Raw genomic sequence first — 24293 nt, 5'->3', positions numbered from 1 at the left:
AATCACTCATATAAATAAATGGTAATTTAAATTGCCATTTATTTCTACTAACTTAAATTCGTAATAACATTGAGTTAGCTATTTTAAGACAATATCAAACCGCTTGAAACTGCCTTAAAATAGTTAATTTTAATCCCTATTATCAAATTTTTCTTATTGCCTAAAAGTAGAGAATAATAGCAATGGCAGATATGCAAAATCCGACAGATCTTAGTAGCACCGGTAGAGTTGAGCAAGCTGATCAAGCCGTTGCTGCAGGCAATGCCTATGAGCTGATCAAAAAGCGGTTAACTGAGCAAGGCAATCGATTAGAGCAGCAGACTGCCAAATTAAATAATGCGCGTCTAGCAGAGTTTGGCAGTACCCAGATGCAAGTTATTGCCCGCACGCGTGTTCGTACTGAATACAATTGTGTGGCACAAGACATGGTACAAGTCGGTGACTATCTGCTGTTTGGCTATAATGTATTTATGGGTCTAAAACGGGCAAGCAATATTAAGGATGTACTATCGCTGTATCGCCTTATAGAGCCTGCTGATGGCAGCAACAGTAACAATAGCGATGACAGTAATAGCAACAGTAGTGATAGTAGCAACAGCAGCGATAAAGAGTATGCGCTAGAAGAAGTCGATTTGACTGATACGTTTTTAGATCAAACTGCCTTTGTACAAGATTTTAATGAGCTGTACCGCTATTACAAGCAAACGCGCTTGATACAAATTACCGTCAAGGACAGCAAGCTGCTATTGGCGTTTCAGATCGGTGAGCGTATCACTGACATTCGAGTATTTCGTTTTGCCTTAGATTTTAGCGAAAATATCCCAAAGGCGGCACAAGTAGCTTATGTAGACAATCGCGGTGAGCGTGATATTGAGTTGCCATCCGCCCATGATTTTGATTGGATCGTGACTACACGCGAGCAGATGGTCAATGGCAAACATCCGCATATGAATATCTTAGATACCATATTTGTAGAAACCGTCAATGGCGACTTGACCATCAAGATTGAGGATAATACTCAATCAGGGCTAGGGATCTATAGTGAGCTTGTCAATGACAGCACTCAATCTCTAACCGATGCTGAGATTGCTTATGCCAAAGTCGGTAGTCTAATACTGCTGAAGATTTTGCCTTATCGAGAAGATAGCTATCGTTATTTTGTCTATAACACCCTGACCGAGACGGTATTACGTTTGGATGCTATCGGCCAGTCTTGTGTGCAGCTACCAGAAGATCATGGCATTATATTTCCTAGTGGTTATTACTTACAGACCGGAGAGCATAAGCTATTTGATAGCCAAAATAATAGTGCTATGGATTTAAGATTTAAGCGCAAAATAATATCACCCAATGGTGAGGATGTGTTGTTCTTATTCTATGATATAGCCTTAGGGGTCACCGGATTATTCCCTTATAATTTGATCAAAAAAAGACTGGCAAATCCTATTTACTGTAACGGGATGGCGTTAGCAGAGAGCGGTCAGCTAGTACTATTTAGTGCCCAAAGTGAGCCGTCACGTATTCACCCTATGCAGATATGGCATACCCCGTATGCCTCGCAAGAGTATATTAGCGAGCTGCCTGAAAGCAGCAGTTTTTATGGCAAAATTGGTAATAAGGAATTGGTTCGAGGCATCTCAGACCTCTACAGTATTACTCGCCTAATAGACAATCAAACGGTGTCGCAAAAGCTCTACGAGGAGCTTGTCGGTAATACCAGCAGGCTGTTCGATAGTTATTATTGGTTGTCTGAGCCTGATCTTGCTGAAGTGGCAGATAGTATTCGTGAGGTCACAGCGACGGCTGAGTTGGTAATCGATGAGTTCGCTAAAGTACAAAGCATTCAAAAGCAAACCCAAACTGCTTTGAGCGATGCCGAGGCTAAGCAAAACCAGATTGCTCAGCAGATAAAAACAACCACTTTTGATTCGGCGAGTGACTACGTGGCGCAATTGTCTGCAATCAGACAGCAGAAGGGCCAGTTAGTCAGTTTAGAGAATTTGCGTTATTTAGATAGCGATAAGCTACAAGCGTTACAGGCTCAATTAGAAACTATCGAAAGCGAGCTGGCTGAGCAGACGGTAGGCTATCTGAGCGCTGAGAAAGCGTTATCAAGTTATGAAGACACTTTAGCGGAGGTCAGTGAGGGCTTAGATGCGGCTGAAACTAATGCTGAATTAAAGCCAGTGTTAGACACTATCGATGCAACGGCACAAGGTCTAGATCTATTGACTGAACTGTTAGGCACGCTAGATGTTGCTGATGCCACCGTGCGCACCCAAATTATTGATGATATCTCTGCTATTTACTCGCGTCTTAACCAGAGCAAGGCCAAGCTTAATCATAAACGCAAAAACTTAGGCTCTGCTGAGGCAGTAGCGCAGTTTGGTGCCCAGTTTAAGCTGTTTGGTCAGTCAATTGCCAATGCTCTATCCATCGCTAATACGCCTGAGAAGTCAGATGAGCAAATGGCTAAGTTGCTAGTGCAGTTAGAAGAGCTGGAGAGCCAGTTTTCTGATCCAGAAGCTAATATAGGTGATCAGTTTTTAGCAGACATTATTAGTAAACGTGAAGAGATTTACGAGGTTTTTGAAAACCATAAGCAGCAACTGCTCGATGCACGTAACCGCAAGGCTCAGAACTTAGGTGATGGCGCGCTTAGGATGCTTGAGAGTATCAAGAAGCGTACCCAAAGTGCTAGCATTACTGGCTTTAAAGATGAAAGTGCCCTAAATACTTATTTTGCTGCGGATGGCTTAGTACAAAAGGTACGTAGCATCACCAAGTCTCTGCAACAGCTAGGCTTTAGTGTCAAAGCAGATGATCTGAATGCTCGCCTTAAAGCCATTCAAATTGAGAGTTATAAGAGCCTAAAAGATAAGTCAGACTTATTTGAAGAGGGTGGTCAGATTATCAAGCTGGGCAAGCACCGCTTCTCGGTCAATACTCAGCCTTTAGATTTGACCCTTCTGAGTCGCCAGCAGGCTAATGGCCAACGGCTGCTCAACCTACATCTGACGGGCACCGACTACTATCAAGTATTAAATAATGATGAGCTTAATTCGCTACGCCCGTATTGGGATATGAATATAGCTTCCGAATCAGACAAAGTGTATCGCGCTGAATACTTAGCCTATAGCATTATCGAAAGTGCCAAAGATAGCAAAGACGGTTTGAGCGAAACCCGACTTTATCAAGCTTATGATGAGACAGCTAGCACTATTGATAGCCATGGCAAGATAGCTGATGACAGTGCGCTGGCTAAGGTAGTCAGAGCTTATGCCACGCCTCGCTATCAGCTCGGCTATGAAAAAGGCATTCACGATCATGACGCCACCTTATTGTTGATGCAGATATTGCCAACCTTACGTGAGGCGGGCCTGCTTATTTATACCCCGCAAATACGTGCTCTGGCACAACTGTTTTATTGGCAATTAAACTTAGTACAAGCGTTAGGCTTAACCGCACTGACCCAATTTAGTTATGATAAATGGCTGGATGCACAAACGCTGACTAGCGTTAGCAATTGGACGGATCGAGCGCTCACCGCTGAGCAACTGCATCGTACTTTAGGTAGTGATAGCGCAAAAGCTTTGCTAGTCAATGATATAAAGGCGGTAATGAGCAACTTTGTAGCTGCCCATGATGGTAATGCTGAGATACAGGCTAGTAGTGCTAGTAGTATTGACAACGCTATTGATAACGGTGTTTATACCGATGCCCAGGCTGATAGCGACAACCATGCTAACCATAATAATAGCCCTGCTATTTTAAGCTCAGACAGCAGTATATTCTCCCAAAGTTATGTACAGCTTGCCTGCGAATATTTAGTCAATGTGCTGGGGCAAGGTACTGAGCCTACTGTCAGCTTAGCGCAAGGGCTAGAATGGCAGACTAGTCAAAAAGCGCAGCAACTCTGTGATCAATTGACTCAAACGCTCAACAGTTCACCAGTTAGCAGCCAAAACAATAATCAAAACAGGGCTAGCTTTGAGCAACTACGAACCTCTGTCGCTAGGCTCAGCTTTCAGCCAAAAGCGGCTTATGAGCTACTAGCGACTTGGTTTGATGCTCTATTAGATAAAGCTTATGAGGATAATCACCTTGCTAGTGCACAAGCCATCAATAGTAAAGTTGATGATCATGGCAATCCGCTTAGTGCAGAACAGTTGGCTAAGAGCGAGGATGCAGCAGTACTAGCTAAACTGCAGTTGCAGAGCGGACGTCATTTTGTACCAGAAGCGATTGCTGTGCTACTGACTCAATTAAATGATGCCCAACGAGAAGCTTTAGTACAACGCCTGATCAACTCTGGGATAGCGTTTGACAAGCAAGCTAGACTATCTACGCCAACATCTACACTGGCAACATCACTATCAACATTGCCATCAACATCACTATCAACCGCATCGAGCGCGCTGACGCCGGCACTGACGAGTCTTAATAATCCCCTTAATCAAGCGCAAAGCTTTGAGCGCAGTACTAGTAAAGTATCACTTGAGATACAAGTGAATAACTTATTAGGCGAGCATCAACGCATCCATCAGCAAACGCTAAGCTTCGCTGTTGATGATTTTATGAGTCGGTTGCACGATCATCATACGCAAGTCATTCCGGCTTATAAGCGCTATCTGTCACTACGCTCAGAGCTATTAAATGAGTCAAAAGAGGCGCTAAGACTAGACGAGTTTATGCCACGTCCGTTATCCTCGTTTGTGCGTAACCGTTTGATCAACGAGAGCTATCTACCCTTGATTGGGGACAACCTCGCCAAGCAGATGGGTACTGTAGGCGATGACAAGCGTACCGACTTGATGGGTATCTTAATGATGATATCGCCACCAGGCTACGGCAAAACTACTTTGATGGAATACGTGGCTAATCGCTTGGGTTTAATCTTTATGAAGATTAACTGTCCCTCACTAGGCCATGATGTTATGTCTTTGGACCCAGCCAAAGCCCCTAATGCAACGGCACGAGAAGAGCTAAATAAAATTAATTTAGCCTTTGAGATGGGCAATAATGTCATGTTATATCTGGATGATATCCAGCACACTAACGCAGAGTTTTTGCAGAAGTTTATCTCCTTAGGGGATGGCACACGCCGTATCGATGGGGTTTGGCAAGGCAAGACTAAGACTTATGATATGCGTGGCAAGAAGTTCTGCGTGGTGATGGCGGGTAACCCTTATACTGAGAGTGGCGAGGCCTTTAAAGTGCCTGACATGCTGGCCAACCGTGCCGACATTTATAACTTAGGCGATATCATGAGCGGTATGGAAGAAGTGTTCGCCCTTAGTTATATCGAAAACTCATTAACCTCTAATACGGTACTGGCGCCTTTAGCCAATCGTGATCTTGCTGACGTGCATCGACTTATAAAAATGGCTAAAGCCGTTGCTGCTGATAGTGCTAGCAACACTGCTAATAGCGCTAACATGATGCAAGCGCAAAGTAGCGAGCTTATCTACCCTTATAGCACGGCGGAGATTAATGAAATTATCGCTATTCTACGGCACATGTTTACGGTACAAGCAGTGATTCTTGAGGTCAACCAAGCCTATATTGCCTCGGCATCGCAAGATGATAAATATCGGCTTGAACCTATCTTTAAGCTGCAAGGCAGCTACCGCAATATGAATAAGATGACTGAGAAGCTATCAGCGGTTATGAATGATAATGAGCTGAACCAGCTGATAGATGATCATTATCTAGGAGAGTCGCAGCTGTTGATTTCAGGGGCAGAGAGCAATCTACTCAAGCTTGCCGAGATGCGTGGGGTGTTAGATGCCGATGAAGCACAGCGTTGGCAGCAGATCAAAACTGACTTCCTACGCAACAAAGCTATGGGCGGCGCGGATGGCGATACGGGTGCACGCATCGTCGCGCAATTAGTTGACGTCGCTGGTGGCTTTAAAGCTATCAACCAGCAGTTTGCTAGCTACTTAAGCCAGCATGATCCTGAACAAATCGCTCGCTTACAAGAGGCGGGGCAGCAGATACAGCTAGCCGCGCAGTTAGAGGCGCAAAAGATTCTCGCCGATAGCATGGCTAATAGTGTGGCTAACAGTATGCTGAACAATGCCAATGTGGTGAGTAAGAGTATCGATAATGGTTTTGAGCAAAGCATGGATAAGCTGGTACAAATCTATCGGCACGATCATAAAGCCGATGGCGAGTATCAAAAGCTGAACCAAGATATACAAAAACAGTTGATGGTCAGTCTAATCAATGCTGTCGAGCAGCTGGCAGTGCATATGACAGGGGATATGGCAAAGAATATAGGCAACAGTCTATCGGAGAGTATGCTGGCGAGTGGCGTTAGCGGTGCAGCTACTACGATTACCGAGGCGTCAAAGACTACTATTACCGATGTCACTGAGCAGACAACGCTGATGGCTACGGCGTTAAAACAAGCGTTGCAACCTTTAGCTAGGCGTCTGGATGAAAAGCTTATCTTAGATTCCAGTACCGAGCAAACCGGCAAGTTGATTGTTGATTGCCTAAATCGACTTAATACTATCTTTGACAACTATAAATAAGAGCGGTGAATAATCACTAGAGTATTTGAACAAAGTTATTAGTAAGAAACAAATGCTTGGCAGGTTAAAAAAGATATTTAGCTGATGGTTAAATATCTTTTTTTACGTTAGGGTGTTTTAGAGCTATGTCCCGCTTTTCGCTCCTATCAGCGCCAAAGCGCATTGCAAGGCAACCATAGAACCCTTGATTGGTTTTGCTATACAGGAAGTTTTAGAGTAGGTTGAGTGCAGTTTACGGCCCCCAACGATTTTAAGTTCATAAGTTTAAAGTAGTGTTAAAATTGTCGCAGTGTTGCAAAAAATACAGGCAACAGCTAACCCAGCACTGGATATAAAAATTATATATCTAGTGGGTTAGGCTTTACTAATTCATTCTACCAAGCGATATAAGGAAAAATAATGGCGCACAAAAAGAAGAATGTACGCAAAAAAGAATGTCCTGTCTGCGAGCGCGAATTCAGCTGGAGCAAGAAGTTGGATAAAAACTGGGAGAGTATGGTGTATTGCTCCGACCAATGCCGGCGTGTAAAGAAGTATGAGAATGTCGAGCATCAGAAGCAATAATTTAAGTCTAAATTAGATTCGTTGTAGGCTGGGTTTTTAACCCAGCATCTTATAACCTTGTAGGGTGAGTTGGTAGGGTGCGTCTCGCGCACCATTTTGGAAGACCTGACTGTCAATATGATATCAAATAATTAAAGAACTCTTGGTCGTCGTAGGGTGGGTTAGCTCAAGCGTAACCCACCGACTTTAAACTCATAACTTGTCTAATCTCGCTCTTCGACAGCACCCTATAATTTGATTCAAGGAAAACCGATGGCCCATAAAAAGGTAAATCTACCACAAAAAATCTGCCCAGTTTGCCAGCGTCCTTTTATATGGCGTAAGAAGTGGGAGAAGGACTGGGAGCAAGTGATTTATTGTTCTGAGAAGTGTCGACGAGTGAAAAAGAGCGATTAAAAAAAGCGTTACTCTTCTAATAATATAGATACAGAATAGGTGTAACCATGACTTCAAAATTAACTTTAAAACTGACTAGTATCAAAAAAAACTATGACAATAAGGTCTTGCCTATACTCATAGATAAAGCCTGTAAGTTGGACGTTGTTAGCAAACAAAGAGCGCTTGTGGTACCTAAAGCCCATGGCATAGTGCTAGAAGTCGGTGTGGGCAGTGGACTTAATGCAAAGTTTTATAATAAGCAAAAGGTCAAACGAGTAATAGGGGTTGATCCGCACTTGCAGCCATTGGCACGAGAAAGGTTTGATAATGAGGGTATTGAACTTATTTCGCAGCCGTTGTCTGCTGAGACGCTACCTCTTGAAGATAATAGCGTGGATAGCATTGTAATGACTTTTACTTTATGTTCTATCCCTAATCCTATGCAAGCGTTACGTGAAATGAGACGAGTGCTAAAACCTGCTGGTACGTTGTATTATGCTGAGCATGGCCTAGCACCACAGCCTAAATTAATCGGCAAAATACAACAGCTCATCACCCCAGCATGGAAGACGGTATCAGGCGGTTGTCATCTTGATAGGGATATCGAACAGCTGATAGCGCAGGCTGGTTTTGAGGTGTCGGGTCAGCAGAGATTTACTCAGGGTGTAAATATCGTTGGTTATTACTATTGGGGCGAGGCGAGTGTTGCCGCTAGTAAGTTGGGATAAGCTTGATTCTATTTTTAGATTAAATTTTGGTACGTGCCCATCAAATGGTGATAGTAAATAGCTACTTCACGCTTTTCGATCAATGAGCTTTATTATAGAAAAAGGTTAAGGTAGGTTGGGTGGAGCTTGCGACCCCCAACAGTTTTAAATGCAATTTGTTGGGTCTCGTACTTCGACACCACCCTACAACGGTAGACAAGGACAATCATGGCTCATAAAAAAGTAAACCTACCGCAAAAAATCTGCCCCGTTTGCCAGCGTCCTTTTATATGGCGTAAGAAGTAGGAAAAGGACTGGGAGCAAGTGATTTATTGCTCTGAGCGCTGTCGGCGAGTTAATAAGAAAGACATTATTAATTGAGTTAGAATAATGCTTTAGCAAATAATTTACGAGTAAAATTATATATGGAATTAATTAGACCAAGACTGACAGACTTTCATGGGATACATAAATCTCAATCTGAATTAGATTTTGCTATACAATTTTTTGACGAAGATATTCCTCTTTACGTAGATCCATTCCTTCTCTGGAATTCACCATCACAGCAAGACCAAGCCCTTCATACCACGATTACTAATTCATACAATCAACTGAATTATCTGATTAAAAAGAATAAAATCGACGAAGCTATAGAAATTCTCGTAAATATTTCTGAGTGTTCTGAAGTTGGTCTTGGCGTTTCTAAAACCCGAAAAGGTGTGAGAATGGGCACCAAACAAGCAAAAGAAATACTAGATTTGTTCTCTGATATTCCAGAATACAGTCAATTTGGTTTTAGTCATTTCGAAGTCATACAGCTTTACGTTGCTGGAATATCAAAAGATAGAGTCAGTGATATTGCTTGCAATTACATCAAATCGTTTTTGATAGATTATACGATGGAGCAGTGTGAAACGCATGCCATACCTATGGAGGGCGTTATTCTCGACACTTTATATAACTATCGAACTAACAAAGTTGATTCAAACGTTAAGCATAGATTGCCTGTTAATCCTATTACTAAAGAGCCAATCATATTTACTCCAAAAAGGTGGTTAAAGTTTAACCCTTGGATTAATTATGAAAATTACTTTGAAAAGTACTGCCCTAGAGATGAAGTGTTTAACCCTAATGAACCAATTGAAAGAGTTAAAGTTTTAAATTTTAATCGAGATAACTATGGAGTGGTTGAGGATTATATTAAGTATAAAGAAAAAAATGCTAATGATTGTCACAATGACCCTCTTTTCAGCCAAATTCCTGTTTTATCTGCTAGAAGAAAATTAAATGATATCCTCAAGTTAAATATAGGTAAGGATAATGGAGCGGATATGAAGTATGAAGAGTTAGCTACTCAACTCTTAGCGTCATTATTTTATCCACATTTAGACTTTGCTCAGACACAAAGTAGAACTGATTCGGGACGCCATATTCGTGATTTGATTTTTTACAACAATAGGGATGTTGATTTTTTAGATGAGATATTCACAGAGTATGAGAATAGACAGCTTGTATTTGAACTTAAAAACGTAAAAAAGATAGAAAGAGATCACGTTAACCAGTTGAACAGATACTTGCAACCAAATATTGGACGATTTGGTGTATTCTTGACAAGGAATCCTTTACCTAAAGCCATGGAATCAAATATTGTAGATTTATGGTCATCGCAAAGGAAGTGCATTATAGCTATTACGGACGAAGATCTTAAGCTTATGGTTGATGTTTATGAAAGTAAACAACGTGCACCAATTGAGGTTCTTAAGAAAAAATACATAGAGTTCAGACGTTCATGTCCCTCGTAGCAAATAAGGAAATATATTATGAATAGAAACGACGTTGATACATTTGAAAAGCTATCAATGCAGTTATTAGGGGTTTACGAAGAAGTATCACATTTATCAAAAAAAAATCCAAATGATGCATTAAATAAATTCAAATTGAAGTTCATAAATAAATTACTAAACCAAAGTAATAGTTTTTTATCTGATAAATACAAACCTTTTGACGATTTTGAATTATTCGAAGAAGACGATATGCCACAAAATAGCGACATAGTCTTTATACTATCTCAGTATCTTCAATGCTTTGAAAAGCAGAGAGCAGATAATGTCATAATAAATATGGGTAAATGGTATTGGTATGTAAAAGCTAATGAAGGTCAGAAAGGAGATGAAAGAGGTAAAGTTAAAATACGTACTATTCAACCGAAAAAGCTTAAGGAATAGTTATGAAAGATATTGAACATTATACAACTCAGTCTAAAGCGCAGATGCATGATGCTATGACGCCTCTAATAAAGTCGATGTATTCAGAGTTTAAAGAGATATCAAAGAAGAAGCCAGAATCAGCTGTTAGTAAAAACAAAATTAAAATAGCTAATCGTCTATTAGAGAGATTACGTATAATACTTGCTGATGAAGATACTATTGAGTTCTTGGACATACTTGATGAAGATGATGTACCTCAAGCAAGTGATGTAACATTAATACTTTCTCAGTATGTAGCCTCTATGGAAGCTTTTCACGATAAATATTTTGGTTGGGATGGTTCTAATAGAACTTGGTATATAAAATAATTTATAGAGGTAGATGATTTACTTAGAAACCATCTACCTTACTTCGTGTTTAAAAACCTAGGCCAAATTTAGATTGAACCACTTCTTAGCCGTTTTCATATCCCAGTCCTTACGTTCAGTACGGCTCTTTTTTAAAGCCAGCAAAACCTACACCCCATCACGCTTAGCAAAAACATTCGCCACTATCGCGCCACTAAAGTTATGCCACACGCTAAATATCGCACTCGGTAGCGCGGCAACAGGATTGAAGTAAGTGGCGGCGAGGGCAGCACCAAGGCCAGAGTTTTGCATACCCACTTCAATCATAATGGCGCGTCTCTGAGTTTCAGTAAAGCCTAACAATCTAGCAAGTAAATATCCTAAGCTATAACCGAGCATATTGTGTAAGGCTACTACTACAAAAACGATAGCACCACTATCCAAGATCGTAGCTTTAGAAACGGCAACCACAGCTGCTATGATAATAGAGATACCTAATACTGAAATCATTGGTAGCACCGTAATAGCTGACTCGATCTTATCACCAAGAAATTTATGGACGATAATCCCTAATAAGATAGGCAAGATAACTATCTTAGTGATAGTAACCATCATGCTGAGCAGATCGATATCGATCAATTGACCCGCAAATACTTGTAATAGAATAGGGGTCAAGAATGGCGCTAGCAGGGTAGAGATAGAAGTAATAGCCACACTCAAAGCCACATCGCCTTTGGCCAAAAAGGTAATGACGTTGCTAGAAGTCCCACCAGGGCAACAGCCAACCAAAATCACCCCAACAGCAATTAGCGGATCAAGGCTGAAGACTACTGTTAATAAATACGCTATTAATGGCATGATAGTGAATTGTGCTAAAAGACCTATGATCACTGGCTTTGGTCGCTTGATGATTTCTAAAAAGTCTGAAGTTTTAAGAGTCATGCCCATACCAAACATGATGATGCCAAGTATTGGCACGATAAGGAAGGCCAGCGAGGCAAAGAACTCAGGGAAAACAAACCCCAATAAGGCACTAAGCAGGGCCCAAATTGCAAAGGTTTTACCAATCCAGTTAGAGAGTGCGGCAATCTGATTCATAAGGCTATTCACAACAGGGATAATTTAAATCGTAATTTAACACGTCTGCTATTGGTGATTGATAAAACTATTTTGCTGTAGAGCTAGCGATAAGTTTGCTTAGTATTCATAAAAGCATAAAAGCATAAAAGTATAAAAAAAGGCGTACTAACTTTTGGCTAGTACACCGTAGACACTCAATAATCGCTGCTTAGATCAGTTCAACTAATATTCCTACAAATTCGGACTCAACCACTTCTCAGCAGTATTGATATCCCACCCCTTACGCTCAGCATAGCTCTCTAGTTGGTCAGTACTTATTTTACCAACATTAAAGTACACGCTTTCAGGATGCGAATAATAGAACCCGCTAACCGATGACGCAGGCCACATCGCATAGCTTTCCGTCAGAGTAGTACCGATAGCATCGACCGTACCTAGCCACTCAAACAGCTTGCCTTTTTCCGTATGCTCAGGACAAGCAGGGTAGCCAGGCGCAGGGCGGATACCAACGTATTTCTCTTTGATCAGCTCATCATTACTGAGGCCTTCTTCAGGCAGATAACCCCAATACTCTTTACGGATGAGTTTATGCAGATGCTCAGCAAAGGCTTCTGCCAAGCGATCAGATAGCGCTTGTACCATGATAGCGTTATAGTCATCACCATTGGTTTTGTATTGCTCAGCGATGGCTTCTGTACCCGCTATCGAAACGGTGAAGCCACCGAGATAATCAGTATAGGCGTCCGACGGTGAGATAAAGTCGGCCAAGCTATAGTTGGGCGTGCCGCTGGCTTTGTCGCTTTGCTGACGCAAATGTTCAAATTGATATTCTGCACTGCCGCCATCAGTCGGTGCTTTGTCATAAACGCTGACCGTATCTGCACCAGTACGGCGTGCTGGAGCGATTTTAAACACTCCTTTGGCAGTGATTAACTTCTCATCAATCAGCTTTCTAAGCATATCTTCGGCATTACTGAATAAGTCACGCGCCGCTTCACCGACTACCTCATCTTGTAAGATTTTAGGATATTTACCAGCCAGTCCCCAAGAGATAAAGAACGGTGTCCAGTCAATAAAAGGAATCAACTTATCAATAGGGTAGTCGTCAAATATGACTTGGCCTAATTGGTTAGGGGTAGGCGGCAAGTAGTTGTCCCAATCATACTGAAAGCCAATCTTAACTGACTCAGCATAGGATAGCTTGGCAGCTTTGGGTTGGCGTTTGGCCAGACGTTCACGTACCGCGACATATTCTGCACGTGTCTCATCGATTAGCTGCTGACGGTTCTCTTTTGATAACAGCTTAGTGACCACACCGACTGCTCGTGAGGCATCAGAGACATAGATGACGCCATTGTTCTGATATTGTGGTTCAACTTTGACCGCCGTATGGGCTTTAGAGGTCGTTGCGCCCCCAATCATTAGGGGCAAAGTTATGCCACGCTCTTGCATTTGCTTGGCGACATAGACCATCTCGTCTAGGCTTGGGGTAATCAAACCAGACAGCCCAATGATATCGACTTTCTCGCTAATAGCAGTATCGAGGATTTTTTCACAAGATACCATTACGCCTAGATCAACGATGTCATAACCGTTACAGCCGAGGACCACGCCGACGATATTTTTACCGATATCGTGCACATCGCCTTTGACCGTTGCCATGAGGATTTTACCTTTGGTTTCGCCTTCGACTTTTTCCGCTTCGATGTATGGGTTCAACCAAGCGACAGATTGCTTCATCACTCGGGCGGACTTGACCACTTGCGGTAGAAACATTTTACCAGCACCGAATAAATCACCAACGATGTTCATCCCATCCATTAATGGCCCTTCAATAACCTCTAATGGACGTGGATATTTCTCCCAAGCCTCTTTAGTATCGGCTTCGATAAAGGTAGTAATCCCCTTCACTAGAGCATGGGCAATACGATCTTCAACAGTGCCTTCACGCCAAGTCATATCGACGGTGCTGTCTTTTTTCTTACCACCATCTTGATAGTTCTCAGCAGCGCTCATTAGTCGTTCAGTAGCGTCCTGTCCGCTCTCTCCTTGATTGCGGTTGAGCATCACATCCTCAATCGCATCACGAGCCTCTTTGGGGATGTCGTCATATAGCTCAAGCATCGCTGGGTTGACGATACCCATGGTTAGACCATTTTGTATGGCGTGATACAGGAATACCGAGTTGATGGCTTCACGAATAGGGTTACCACGGAAGCTGAACGAGACGTTGGACACGCCGCCTGACACCATAGCATTAGGTAAGTTTTCAGTAATCCACTTAGTGGCATTAATAAAGTCTGCGCCGTAATTATTATGCTCAGTAATACCAGTGGCAACCGCAAAAATATTAGGGTCAAAGATGATATCTTCACTAGGGAAGCCGACTTCATTGACTAAGACGTCGTAGCTGCGCTGACAGATTTGAGTTTTACGCTCGTAAGTATCAGCCTGCCCATTTTCATCAAAAGCCATAACGATAACAGCCGCACCATAGCGCATGCACAAACGTGCGCGCTCAACAAACTCATCATGACCTTCTTTTAAGGAGATAGAGTTGACGATGGACTTACCCTGAATGCGCTTGAGCCCCTCTTCAATGATGTCCCATTTAGAGGAGTCAATCATTAATGGGACTCGGCTGATATCGGGCTCGCCTGAGACTAAGTTAACAAAGTGAATCATCGCCTGTTTGGAGTCGAGCATGCCCTCGTCCATATTGATATCGACGATTTGTGCGCCCCCTTCAACTTGGTCACGTGCTACATCTAGTGCTTCGGTATAAGCTTCGGTTTTGATTAAGCGTAAGAATTTTTTTGAGCCGGTAACGTTGGTACGCTCTCCGACGTTGACGAATAAATTATCAGGAGTGATGTTAAACGGTTCAAGTCCTGACAAACGACAAGCCGGTGGGATTTCAGGAATTACCCGTGGGGGAAATTTTGCCACCATATTAGCGATTTGGCGAATATGTTCAGGGGTAGTACCACAGCAGCCACCGACGATATTCAAGATACCAGCTTTAGCAAAGCCCTCTAGCAGCGCTGTTGTCTGCTCAGCGGTTTCATCATACTCACCAAACTCATTGGGTAGGCCAGCGTTTGGATGGGCAGAGACATACATATTAGCGATGTTTGATAGCGTTTGAATATGAGGTCTTAAGGCATCGGCCCCTAAAGCGCAGTTAAAGCCCACTGATAATGGTTTGGCATGGCGAACGGAGTTATAAAAGGCTTCAGCAGTCTGTCCTGACAAAGTACGACCTGAGGCATCAGTAATAGTACCCGAAATCATAATCGGCAGCTCAAAGCCGATATCTATAAATACCCCAGTCACCGCAAAGATGGCGGCTTTGGCATTCAAGGTATCAAAGATAGTTTCGATAAGAATGATATCGACCCCAGCTTCTATCAGCGCGAGCGTTGATTCACGATAGTTAAGCACTAACTCATCAAAAGTAATATTACGAAAGGCCGGATCGTTCACATCAGGAGATAACGAGCAAGTTCGTGAGGTTGGTCCTAAGACTCCAGCGACAAAACGTGGTTTCTCTGGGGTCTTAGCATTGAATTCATCAGCAGCCTCACGTGCTAATCTAGCCGCTGCCTTATTTAGCTCTGGCACTAGATACTGCATATCGTAGTCGGCCATCGACAACCGTGTACCGTTAAAACTATTGGTCTCGATAATATCTGCACCGGCTTCTAAATGGGCAAGATGAATCTCTTTAATCATATGCGGTTGTGAAAGCACTAATAAATCATTATTGCCGCGCACATCTTGGCTAATATCGGCAAAGCGCTCACCACGATAGTCAGCCTCTTCAAGCTTATAGTTCTGAATATGGGTACCCATGGCCCCATCGAGCATCAAAATCCGCTTTGCCATCTGTGCAGTGATGCGAGTGCGCGCGCTAAGCTGCTGCTCTTTATAAGGAAACACGGCAGGCGGTGTTAATATGAAATCATTGGGACGAGAGTTATCAGTCGCTGGCGCAACACTATCAGCCATTAGAGTAGAATTTTTGGTCATGGCAGTAGCTGCTAGAGAGTCGGTCATTGAAGAGGTCTTTTCAGTCATAGTAAAGGGCTTATATCGTCAAGATCATAAAAGGGAAGATAAGTAATAGGGGCGATCATTTAGCTTAAAATATAAAAACATAGAGGATATTAACATGAAAATTATAATAGTCAGTGGTAACACAGCTTTGACTTTCGATTCTGCAAAGTAGGAGCAAATACTACTAATATTTATCATTAATAATAACTAGCATTGCCACTTATTTGAACTATGAATAGGGTGTTCAAGCAAAAAATACAGTTTAAAAATGGGCTTTATTAAAACAAAAAAACACAAGATTAACAGTGATTTATAAACAATAAGCTACTTTAAACCAATATGGCTTACGCTAGTGTCTACAAAGCAGACAAAGTTTACAAGCGTATTACAAAAAGTAGCGTAATCATAAGATGATGTCGCAAGTTTATATGTTAGTTTAAGTTCATAAGAATAGTTATCTAATAAGCATTACTTATGAATTTAGGTATTACTTATCAATTGTTCAGCCTTTTTGTGTGATCGATAATTAGTATTTGTTGTTGTGAAGGCTCTTCTTCTTATAAGAAAAGCTTTTGGTAAAATAAACGTAGGATACACTCCATCATTAAGGATATGAATATGAAATTTACAAAAATCGCAACAATTAGTGCTCTAGCGGTTTCAATAGCTGGTCTTTCTGCTTGTAATAATATGATGCCACAAAAAGACACAGCAATGAAAGCACCTATGCATAGTCAAACTATGGCAAAAATGAACGTAGTGCAACTTGCACAAAGTAATGCCGATTTTTCAATATTAGTTGAAGCAGTACAAGCAGCAGGATTAGCAACCGCTTTATCAAATCCTGATGCCAACTATACAGTCTTTGCTCCCACTAATGATGCCTTTATGCAGGTATTGACTGAGACTAAAATGACCAAGGCCCAACTGTTTGCCAATAAGCCTTTATTAACTAAGATATTGGGCTATCACGTCATTAATGGTGATATGCCTATCTATGCTAAAGACGTCAAGCCTGGTAATGTTATGGCACTTAGTGGTGATACTTTAATGATTACCCCACAACTAAAGCTAGTTGATGAGAATGGTCGTATCGCCACGCTACTTAAAACTGATTTAGCCGCTACAAATGGTGTAGTCCATGTTATTGATAAGGTATTATTACCCAAATAAATATTAGTGATCAGTCGTTATCATTTGCATACCTTAAACATTAGTATTTATGCTAAGCTGATTGATGGATTGCCAATAATAGACATAGTCTCTATTAGCAATTTTAAATTTTTCCTTACTGTTAATGCTTAGTAATGAGCGCATTACTAGCCGTTGTTTTGTTTGTCGATAGTTGCTTGTCTTTGATAATAATCTTATTACTTGAACTGTCATAAATTTAAAAAGTGTTTGACCCATACTTAATCCCATAAGGAAATATCCATGTTAAAGAAGACTTTATTATCGTTAGCAATCGCTACTACTGTTCTATCACTAGCTGCTTGTAACAAAGCAGAAAAGGCAGCTGATCCTGTAGAGCCAGAAGTAACCACTGAAGAAGTGGTTGTTGCTCCTGCAGAAACAACTGATCCAGTAGTTGCTACTGATCCAGCGGCAGAAACTATGGCTACGCAAAGCATCGCTGAAATAGCAGCTGGCAACGAAAATCTAACTATCTTAACCGCTGCCCTAAAAGCTGCTGGTCTTGATACTATGATGATGGATGCTGGTGAATATACTGTATTTGCACCAACTGATGATGCATTTGCTCCTGTATTGACTAAACTTGGTGTAACCAAAGAAGAACTATTAGCTAACACTGATTTATTGAAAAAAGTACTTCCATACCACGTTCTACCTATGATCGTTAAAGCAGCTGACATCCCTTTTGGTACTGATGTTGCAACTGTTAACGGTGCTACTATCAATATCAGCGATGCTAATGTGATCACTGATGCTTCTGGCGGTACTGCTAATATCACTGGTACTGACATCATGGCAACGAATGGCGTAATTCATACTATCGATGCAGTATTAATGCCTGAGTAACAGGTAACTATTGTTTAAATAATATTTAGACAATTTGTAATAGTAATAAGAAGCTCAGCCATTAGCGCTGGGCTTTTTTGTGTCTAAGGCTTAAGATATCTATAGTTAAGCTTAGGCAAACGGGTATTGGCTAGACAGAAGGGTTAATGCTGTGATGGTCACAGGGGCTGTTAATTGCCTTCATTGATCCTAAGCATAACTAGGCTAGTAGTGTATTAGCCACTAATAAACGCGAAGCCATAAAAAAGCCTGAGACTATAGCCTCAGGCTTTTATAATTCAAATTATTAACTTAATAGTCGTTAGTAAATAGCTTTGATAGTAATATTTATACTTTAGGCTCTTTACGTAAAGCTTCTTGTCTAAGCAGCTCTTGCTCTCTTAGATGACGCTCTTCCCAATAAGGCGCATTCTTGATACCGAATTTTGCCGGATCAAAAGTATAACGTTTCACCCCAGATTTAAGTTGTGCTTCGTAATCCTTAAGCATAGTGAGCGTTGGACGAGCCACAAAGAAGATAATCAAGATACCAACAATATTGAGCCAAGCCATGAGACCAACACCAATATCACCAATAGCCCAGATATAGCCTGCTGAGTTAAGACCACCATAGGCAACCATAACCATAATCAAGATCTTAACTAAGAAAAGACCTGTTTTATGAGCGCCACGACCGATAAAGCGGCTCAAGTAAGTGACGTTCACTTCAGCGATATAGTAATAAGCTAAGATAGTTGTAAAGGCGAAGAAGAATACGGCAATAGCAATAAAGGTATTACCATAGACACCATATACTGATTCCATCGCCATTTGGGTAAAGGCTGGTGAGTTGATCTCAGTAGTAGCTGCTACGTTTTGCACGATGAACTGACCATCAGGTAGCGTACCTTGGATGTTATAGGTACCCATAGTTAAGATCATGAACGCGGTAGCAGAACAAACAAGCAAAGTATCAACATATACTGAGAACGCTTGTACTAAGCCTTGCTGTGATGGATGCTCAACTTCGGCAGCAGCAGCAGCGTGAGGGCCTGTACCTTGACCGGCTTCGTTAGAGTAAATACCACGTTTTACACCCCAACCGATAGCAGCACCAAAGCCTGCTTGGGCAGTAAAGGCATCACCAATAATAGAGCCGAATACAGTTGGAATCATTTGGTAGTTAGCGCCCATAATGACCAAGGCAAGAACAATATAACCGATTGCCATAAAAGGTACGGCATATTCAGTGAAAGTTGCAATACGTTTGATACCACCGAAGATGATGATACCGAGCACTACTAGGATGATGCCTAGGGCTACTAGACGCATAGAGCCCACTTCTAATGACCCGATGTTCATTACTGTACCTTCACCCATTACTTGAGCAAAAGCGTTGATCACACCGTTGGCTTGCACGCCTGGCAAGAACATACCACAAGATAGAATAGAGGCTATTGCAAAAAGGATACCATACCATTTCTGTCCAAGCGCACGCTCGAAGTAGTACGCAGGACCACCACGGTATTCACCAGTAATAGCATCTTTTTCTTTATAGATCTGTGCTAATGTTGATTCAACATAAGCGGTAGATGCGCCTAAGAAAGCGACAACCCACATCCAGAATACTGCACCGGGACCACCGAAGCCAATAGCTGCTGCTACCCCTGCAATATTACCCATACCTACACGGCCTGCTAAAGAAACAGCAAGGGCCTGAAATGAGGAGATACCATCAGCACTAGATTTACCAGTGAATAGTAATTTAATCATCTCACCGAATAGACGCACTTGTACGAAGCGCGTCAGAATAGAATAGAATAGACCAGCACCCAAGCATAAGTAAATTAACGCTGGGCTCCAAATAATTCCGTTTACAATATTGACTAAACCTTCCATATGTATGTTCCTCAAACTTTCTCAGATTGGCGACTATCAATAAAGGTATTGCTTATTAACTAAACTAAAGCTGTTTATTGAAAGGGTCATCGAGTATGGATATCAGTTGTCTGTATTTGTCCGCAAAGCTTGCTACTATTTATACTATCAATAAAGCTTACTGATTAAAGCTAAGGCTTACTCGTAACAATAGCAGGGTCAGTCAACAAGCTGCGGGGCAATTCCTTTTGCCGTATCGGTCATAATGACATTGTAATTTTAAAAATGTCATAATACTTTAAAATATCATAGAATAATGTTTTAAAAAATCATGCATTAATAATCACAAAACACTAGATTGAATTATCATGTTAAAAAACTAATCATTGGTATTTATTTTCACTATAAAAGTTCTAATAATGACAATCATTAAATAGGTAATAAATCAACTGTTAAATGTATGCAAACCATACGGCTACGTAACTGCAATTTGCCATAGTTTTGTGTTAATTACTAGGTATTTTTTTAATTAGTCAGTGTTGATTAGCAAGGAAATATTAATTTGTAGACAAATATAGAGTATTATGAATAAAACGATATTTGTACCCAACAAAGTACAAGTAATTCACTGGTGAAATGATAGTGTGAATAAATTGGGTGGTTGTGTTTTGGTAAAAATGAATTGTAAAAATGTCGCCATCACGCCATTATTAGCCATATAAATCTTGTTGATCATTATAGTTAGTTATTATTAGTTATTAGGAGTAGTAAATATGACGCGTAAATCTATTATAAAGCCTATTTTTTTATCAGCAGTGTTAGCAACCTCAACGCTGAGTTTAACGGGTTGTGGTTATAATAACCTACAAGCTCAAGATGAGCAGGTGACAGCCTCTTGGTCAGAAGTGGTCAACCAATATCAGCGTCGTGATGATCTAGTGCCTAACTTGGTCAAAGTAGTGAAGCAGTATGCTGATCAAGAGCAAGAAGTCTTTACTCAGGTAGCGTCAGCGCGTTCGCAAGCTGGTGGTATTACTATTACTCCAGAATTGTTGAATGATCCGCAGGCGATGGAACGCTATGCTGCAGCACAGCAACAGATGACTGGTGCTTTATCACGCTTAATGGCAGTATCTGAGCGTTATCCTGAACTAAAGTCAGATGCCTTGTTCCAAGATCTACAAGCGCAATTAGAAGGTACAGAGAACCGTATCACTGTGGCACGTAATCGTTATATCCAAGAAGTGCAAGGCTATAATACTACTGTGCGTCAGTTCCCAACCAATATCACTGCTAAAGTATTCGGTATGAGTGCTAAGCCTAACTTTACAGTAGCTAATGAAGACGCTATTTCTAAAGCGCCAAGCGTTGATTTTGGCGAGTAGGTGTTAATCTGCATTACTGTTTTGAGTTAGTGCAGAGCAGTGTTTAGACTACAGCCGTATGCAGTAAAGGAGCAGACAAGATGCTATTTTGTCTGCTCTATCTATTAAGCGGTTGATGGTAAGCACTAGTATGAGTTTATTGGTGTGAATAGATGCAGTGCTATATAACTTTAAGTAAAAACATTAGGTGGTAGAGAGCAGATGACTAATTCCAAAGCAATTGTAGCGGCCCTACTGTTGACGCTTAGCGCTACTAGTATCACTACGCTAAATGCTGCACCGAATGATGTTGCTGTCGCTGCCGCAGATAATCGCTCTAGCAACAGTGGCATCAATAGTGAGCAGAATCGTAGTGTCGAGGACTTAGTAGCTATCGCCAAAGCTGCTGAGAATAACGAGGCGCTCAATGATGCAGTACTGGGTAATGAAGCCATTAACGGCGCTTTATTAGGTAACGATGCTCTAAATCCTAACGGTGCTAGCGACACCAATAGCGCTAATAGCAGCACTGCTACTAAGCAAGCACCAGTGACCTCCAATGCGGCTAGTGTCGACGCTGATAAACTTATTCTTAATAATCCAGTAGTTGATCAAGCTAATATACTCAATCCGCAACAGAAACAACGCCTTGAGGCGCAACTGCAAGGTATCTATCGTCAAGGCCTAGCACAGGCGGCAGTAATCATCGTGCCTACCACTAATGGCATACCTATATTTGATTACTCGCTACAAGCGGCAGAAAAGTGGAAATTGGGCGAAGCTGACACTGATGATGGCCTATTGATAGTAGTCGCCGTTAATGATCGGGATATGTACATTCAGTCAGGTTATGGTTTGGAAGGTGTATTGCCTGATGGCGCACTGAACCGGATTATTCGTGAGGATATAACGCCTTACTTTAAGCCAGAAAATGGTAGTAGATATTTCGATGGTTTGAGTAATGGTATTAGCCTTATTGAAGAACGTCTAAAAGCAGACCCCGCAATTTTGGCGCAAGCAGATGCGCAAGCGGCAGCACGCAGTCAAGGTCAAAATGATATTGGCGATAGTCCCTCTCCAGTATTCTTATTTATTATGGCCTTAGTCTTTGGTAGCTTTATCACCAGTATCTTTGGTCGTATCTTTGGCTCCATTTTGACTGCTGGCGGTTTTTTTATTGGTTCCTTAGCCTTAGGTGGTGGTTTGTTTATGACTATCATTATGGCAGTGTTTTTATGGCTATTCTTGATAGCTCGTGGCGGTGGCGGTGGTGGTCGCGGCGGACGCGGTGGTGGTGGGATGATATTTCTGCCAGGAGGAGGCTTCGGCGGCGGCGGTTCTAGTGGTGGCTTTGGTGGCGGTGGATTCGGCGGCGGCGGTTTCGGCGGCGGTGGCGGCGGCTTTGGTGGCGGTGGAGCCGGCGGCTCTTGGTAATAGTAATTTTTGATTAATATAGCAATTTGCTTTTATTTTAAGGAATACCCAATGGGATCACTACACACCCAGCTTACAAAGCCCAGTTTTGCACGTTGGTGGCGTCAAGTGTTGTTCGTTCCGCTACTACATAGTAGGTGGATTAATACTGAAACTATACAGATGCTGACGGCCAAAGTTACTCAAGCTGAGCTTGGTCATCGAGGTGAAGTGTTCTTAGTCATAGAAAACCACCTGCCGATCAGTAGTGCTTATTATAGTAGCGGCCATGATCGTGCTATTGAGTTGTTTAGTCGTTGCCGAGTCTGGGACACTGAAGAGAATACTGGGGTATTAATCTATGTTAATGTCTGCGAGCATTATTTGCATATTGTCGCTGATCGTGGCATTAGTTCCCATGTGAGCCCGACGGTATGGCAAGCTATGAGTGACAAAGCAGTAGCAGGCATCGCTAATCAAAAGACAGCAGAGAGTTTGACTGAGTTGTTGGATGAAGTGGGACAGTTACTGCGTCAGTATTATCATTTAGAAGACGATCCAGCAGGCAATGAGTTGTCTGATACCGTATTGTTTATAAAATAAAGCGTATCTCCAATAACGCTTATTACTTATAGCTGTTCCTAACTGAGTTATGTCTTACTGGGCCATAGCCCACTTATTATTAAGATTTCTAACGGATTATAAAAACTGGATTCCTATGATTGAGCTCATTAAAAGACTACCAAAAGCAGAATTGCACTTACATATAGAAGGGTCGCTTGAGCCTGAATTGATGTTTAGACTTTCTAAAAAGAATAATATAGACATCCCTTACAATAGTATTGAAGATGTGCGCGAAGCCTATAATTTTACTAATTTACAGACTTTCCTAGATATCTACTATGCTGGGGCAAAAGTGCTAATTACTGAAGATGACTTCTATGATTTAACTTGGGAATACATCTTGAAGTGTGTTGAAAACAATATTATCCATACGGAAATATTTTTTGATCCACAGACTCATACTGACAGAGGCATAGCTTTCGAGACGGTCATCACTGGAATCAACAATGCTTTAGCCGATGCTAAAGAAAAGTATGGCATTACATCTTGTATTATCATGTGCTTCTTAAGACATCTATCACAGCAAGAGGCTTTGGCAACTTTAGAGCAGTCTTTAGCCTTTAAACACCATATTGTCGGTGTTGGTCTTGATTCATCAGAATTAAATAATCCTCCGTCAAAATTTATAGAAGTGTTTAGCAGAGCCAAGCAAGAGGGTTTTAAACTAGTCGCTCACGCTGGTGAAGAAGCGGATTTTTCTTATATTTATGAAGCGTTGGATCTGTTAGAAATTGAGAGAATAGATCATGGCGTACAGTCTATAAAAAGCCCAGCACTATTGAAGCGTTTAAAAGAAGAGCAAATACCGCTTACGGTATGCCCGAACTCTAATATCGAACTCAAAGTATTCGACAGTTACCAACAGCATAATATAAAACAGCTGCTAGATTATGGCTTGAATGTCAGCGTCAACTCAGATGATCCAGCCTACTTTAAAGGTTATATCAATCAAAACTTTATTAACCTTTATGAGAATATTGATCTATCAGCAGCAGATATTATTACCTTAGTAAAAAACTCTTTTAGATCGGCTTTTATAGATGATGAGTTAAAGCAAGCCTATTTAGCTAGAGTTGATGAGGCGGTATAAGTTCTCATATCAACATAGTTT

16 protein-coding genes and 1 pseudogene are annotated in these 24293 nt (G+C 41.5%); 14 read left to right on the top strand and 3 right to left on the bottom strand.

Annotated features, from left to right (window positions below):
- The first annotated feature begins 182 nt into the window (after positions 1–182).
- The 8 genes and pseudogenes from KPY62_RS05910 to KPY62_RS05875 all read left to right on the top strand — a co-directional run bounded on the left by KPY62_RS05910 (position 183) and on the right by KPY62_RS05875 (position 10766).
- Positions 183–6542 (top strand): DNA repair ATPase, encoded by a 6360-nt coding sequence (locus tag KPY62_RS05910; RefSeq protein WP_216581201.1) that lies wholly within the window; start codon positions 183–185, stop codon positions 6540–6542.
- Between the two features lie 399 nt (positions 6543–6941).
- Positions 6942–7106 carry a DUF2256 domain-containing protein gene (locus tag KPY62_RS05905; RefSeq protein WP_201621919.1) on the top strand — a complete coding sequence of 55 codons (165 nt, stop codon included), beginning with the start codon at positions 6942–6944 and terminating at the stop codon, positions 7104–7106.
- Between the two features lie 252 nt (positions 7107–7358).
- On the top strand, positions 7359–7502 hold the full coding sequence (locus KPY62_RS05900) for a DUF2256 domain-containing protein (RefSeq protein ID WP_216581200.1): 144 nt from the start codon (positions 7359–7361) through the stop codon (positions 7500–7502).
- A gap of 47 nt (positions 7503–7549) precedes the next feature.
- Positions 7550–8212, top strand: a complete 663-nt coding sequence (locus KPY62_RS05895; RefSeq protein ID WP_216581199.1) for a class I SAM-dependent methyltransferase — start codon at positions 7550–7552, stop codon at positions 8210–8212.
- Positions 8213–8419: 207 nt separating this feature from the next.
- A pseudogene (locus KPY62_RS05890) lies at positions 8420–8572 on the top strand (DUF2256 domain-containing protein).
- 44 nt (positions 8573–8616) lie between these two features.
- Positions 8617–9993 (top strand): hypothetical protein, encoded by a 1377-nt coding sequence (locus KPY62_RS05885; RefSeq protein WP_216581198.1) that lies wholly within the window; start codon positions 8617–8619, stop codon positions 9991–9993.
- Between the two features lie 18 nt (positions 9994–10011).
- Complete coding sequence (locus tag KPY62_RS05880; protein ID WP_216581197.1) at positions 10012–10416, top strand: hypothetical protein; 405 nt, start codon at positions 10012–10014, stop codon at positions 10414–10416.
- Positions 10417–10418: 2 nt separating this feature from the next.
- Entirely contained in the window at positions 10419–10766 is a 348-nt protein-coding gene (locus tag KPY62_RS05875) for a hypothetical protein (protein ID WP_216581196.1), read from the top strand.
- Between the two features lie 147 nt (positions 10767–10913).
- On the opposite strand, the gene KPY62_RS05870 is transcribed toward KPY62_RS05875, so the two are convergent.
- The gene (locus KPY62_RS05870) at positions 10914–11843 is read right to left on the bottom strand and encodes a bile acid:sodium symporter family protein (RefSeq protein WP_216581195.1); all 930 of its coding nucleotides are present in this window, start codon (positions 11841–11843) and stop codon (positions 10914–10916) included.
- 213 nt (positions 11844–12056) lie between these two features.
- Complete coding sequence (gene metH, locus KPY62_RS05865; protein WP_416384057.1) at positions 12057–15836, bottom strand: methionine synthase; 3780 nt, start codon at positions 15834–15836, stop codon at positions 12057–12059.
- Positions 15837–16502: 666 nt separating this feature from the next.
- Between metH and KPY62_RS05860 the strand changes: the two genes are divergently transcribed.
- Together KPY62_RS05860 and KPY62_RS05855 are read left to right on the top strand one after the other, a co-directional pair.
- The gene (locus tag KPY62_RS05860; protein WP_216581194.1) at positions 16503–17057 is read left to right on the top strand and encodes a fasciclin domain-containing protein; all 555 of its coding nucleotides are present in this window, start codon (positions 16503–16505) and stop codon (positions 17055–17057) included.
- Positions 17058–17318: 261 nt separating this feature from the next.
- Positions 17319–17924, top strand: coding sequence for a fasciclin domain-containing protein (locus tag KPY62_RS05855; RefSeq protein WP_216581193.1), 606 nt, complete (start codon positions 17319–17321; stop codon positions 17922–17924).
- A gap of 327 nt (positions 17925–18251) precedes the next feature.
- On the opposite strand, the gene KPY62_RS05850 is transcribed toward KPY62_RS05855, so the two are convergent.
- The gene (locus KPY62_RS05850) at positions 18252–19802 is read right to left on the bottom strand and encodes an alanine/glycine:cation symporter family protein (RefSeq protein WP_216581192.1); all 1551 of its coding nucleotides are present in this window, start codon (positions 19800–19802) and stop codon (positions 18252–18254) included.
- A 752-nt stretch (positions 19803–20554) separates the two neighbouring features.
- Here KPY62_RS05850 and KPY62_RS05845 point away from each other — a divergent pair.
- The 4 genes from KPY62_RS05845 (at position 20555) to KPY62_RS05830 (ending at position 24272) form a co-directional block, all read left to right on the top strand.
- Positions 20555–21166, top strand: coding sequence for a LemA family protein (locus KPY62_RS05845; protein WP_216581191.1), 612 nt, complete (start codon positions 20555–20557; stop codon positions 21164–21166).
- Between the two features lie 201 nt (positions 21167–21367).
- The gene (locus tag KPY62_RS05840) at positions 21368–22579 is read left to right on the top strand and encodes a TPM domain-containing protein (RefSeq protein ID WP_216581190.1); all 1212 of its coding nucleotides are present in this window, start codon (positions 21368–21370) and stop codon (positions 22577–22579) included.
- A 51-nt stretch (positions 22580–22630) separates the two neighbouring features.
- Positions 22631–23161: a TPM domain-containing protein gene (locus tag KPY62_RS05835; protein ID WP_216581189.1), complete on the top strand. Its 531-nt coding sequence runs from the start codon at positions 22631–22633 to the stop codon at positions 23159–23161.
- A gap of 115 nt (positions 23162–23276) precedes the next feature.
- A complete protein-coding gene (locus KPY62_RS05830) occupies positions 23277–24272 on the top strand; it encodes an adenosine deaminase (protein ID WP_216581188.1) in 996 nt (331 codons plus the stop codon).
- The last annotated feature ends 21 nt before the right edge of the window (positions 24273–24293 follow it).

Source organism: Psychrobacter sp. TAE2020 (assembly GCF_018919485.1).
Classification (GTDB): Bacteria; Pseudomonadota; Gammaproteobacteria; order Pseudomonadales; family Moraxellaceae; genus Psychrobacter.
The sequence above is the reverse complement of the archived record's forward strand: the minus strand, read 5'-3'. Positions and strand labels throughout refer to the sequence as shown.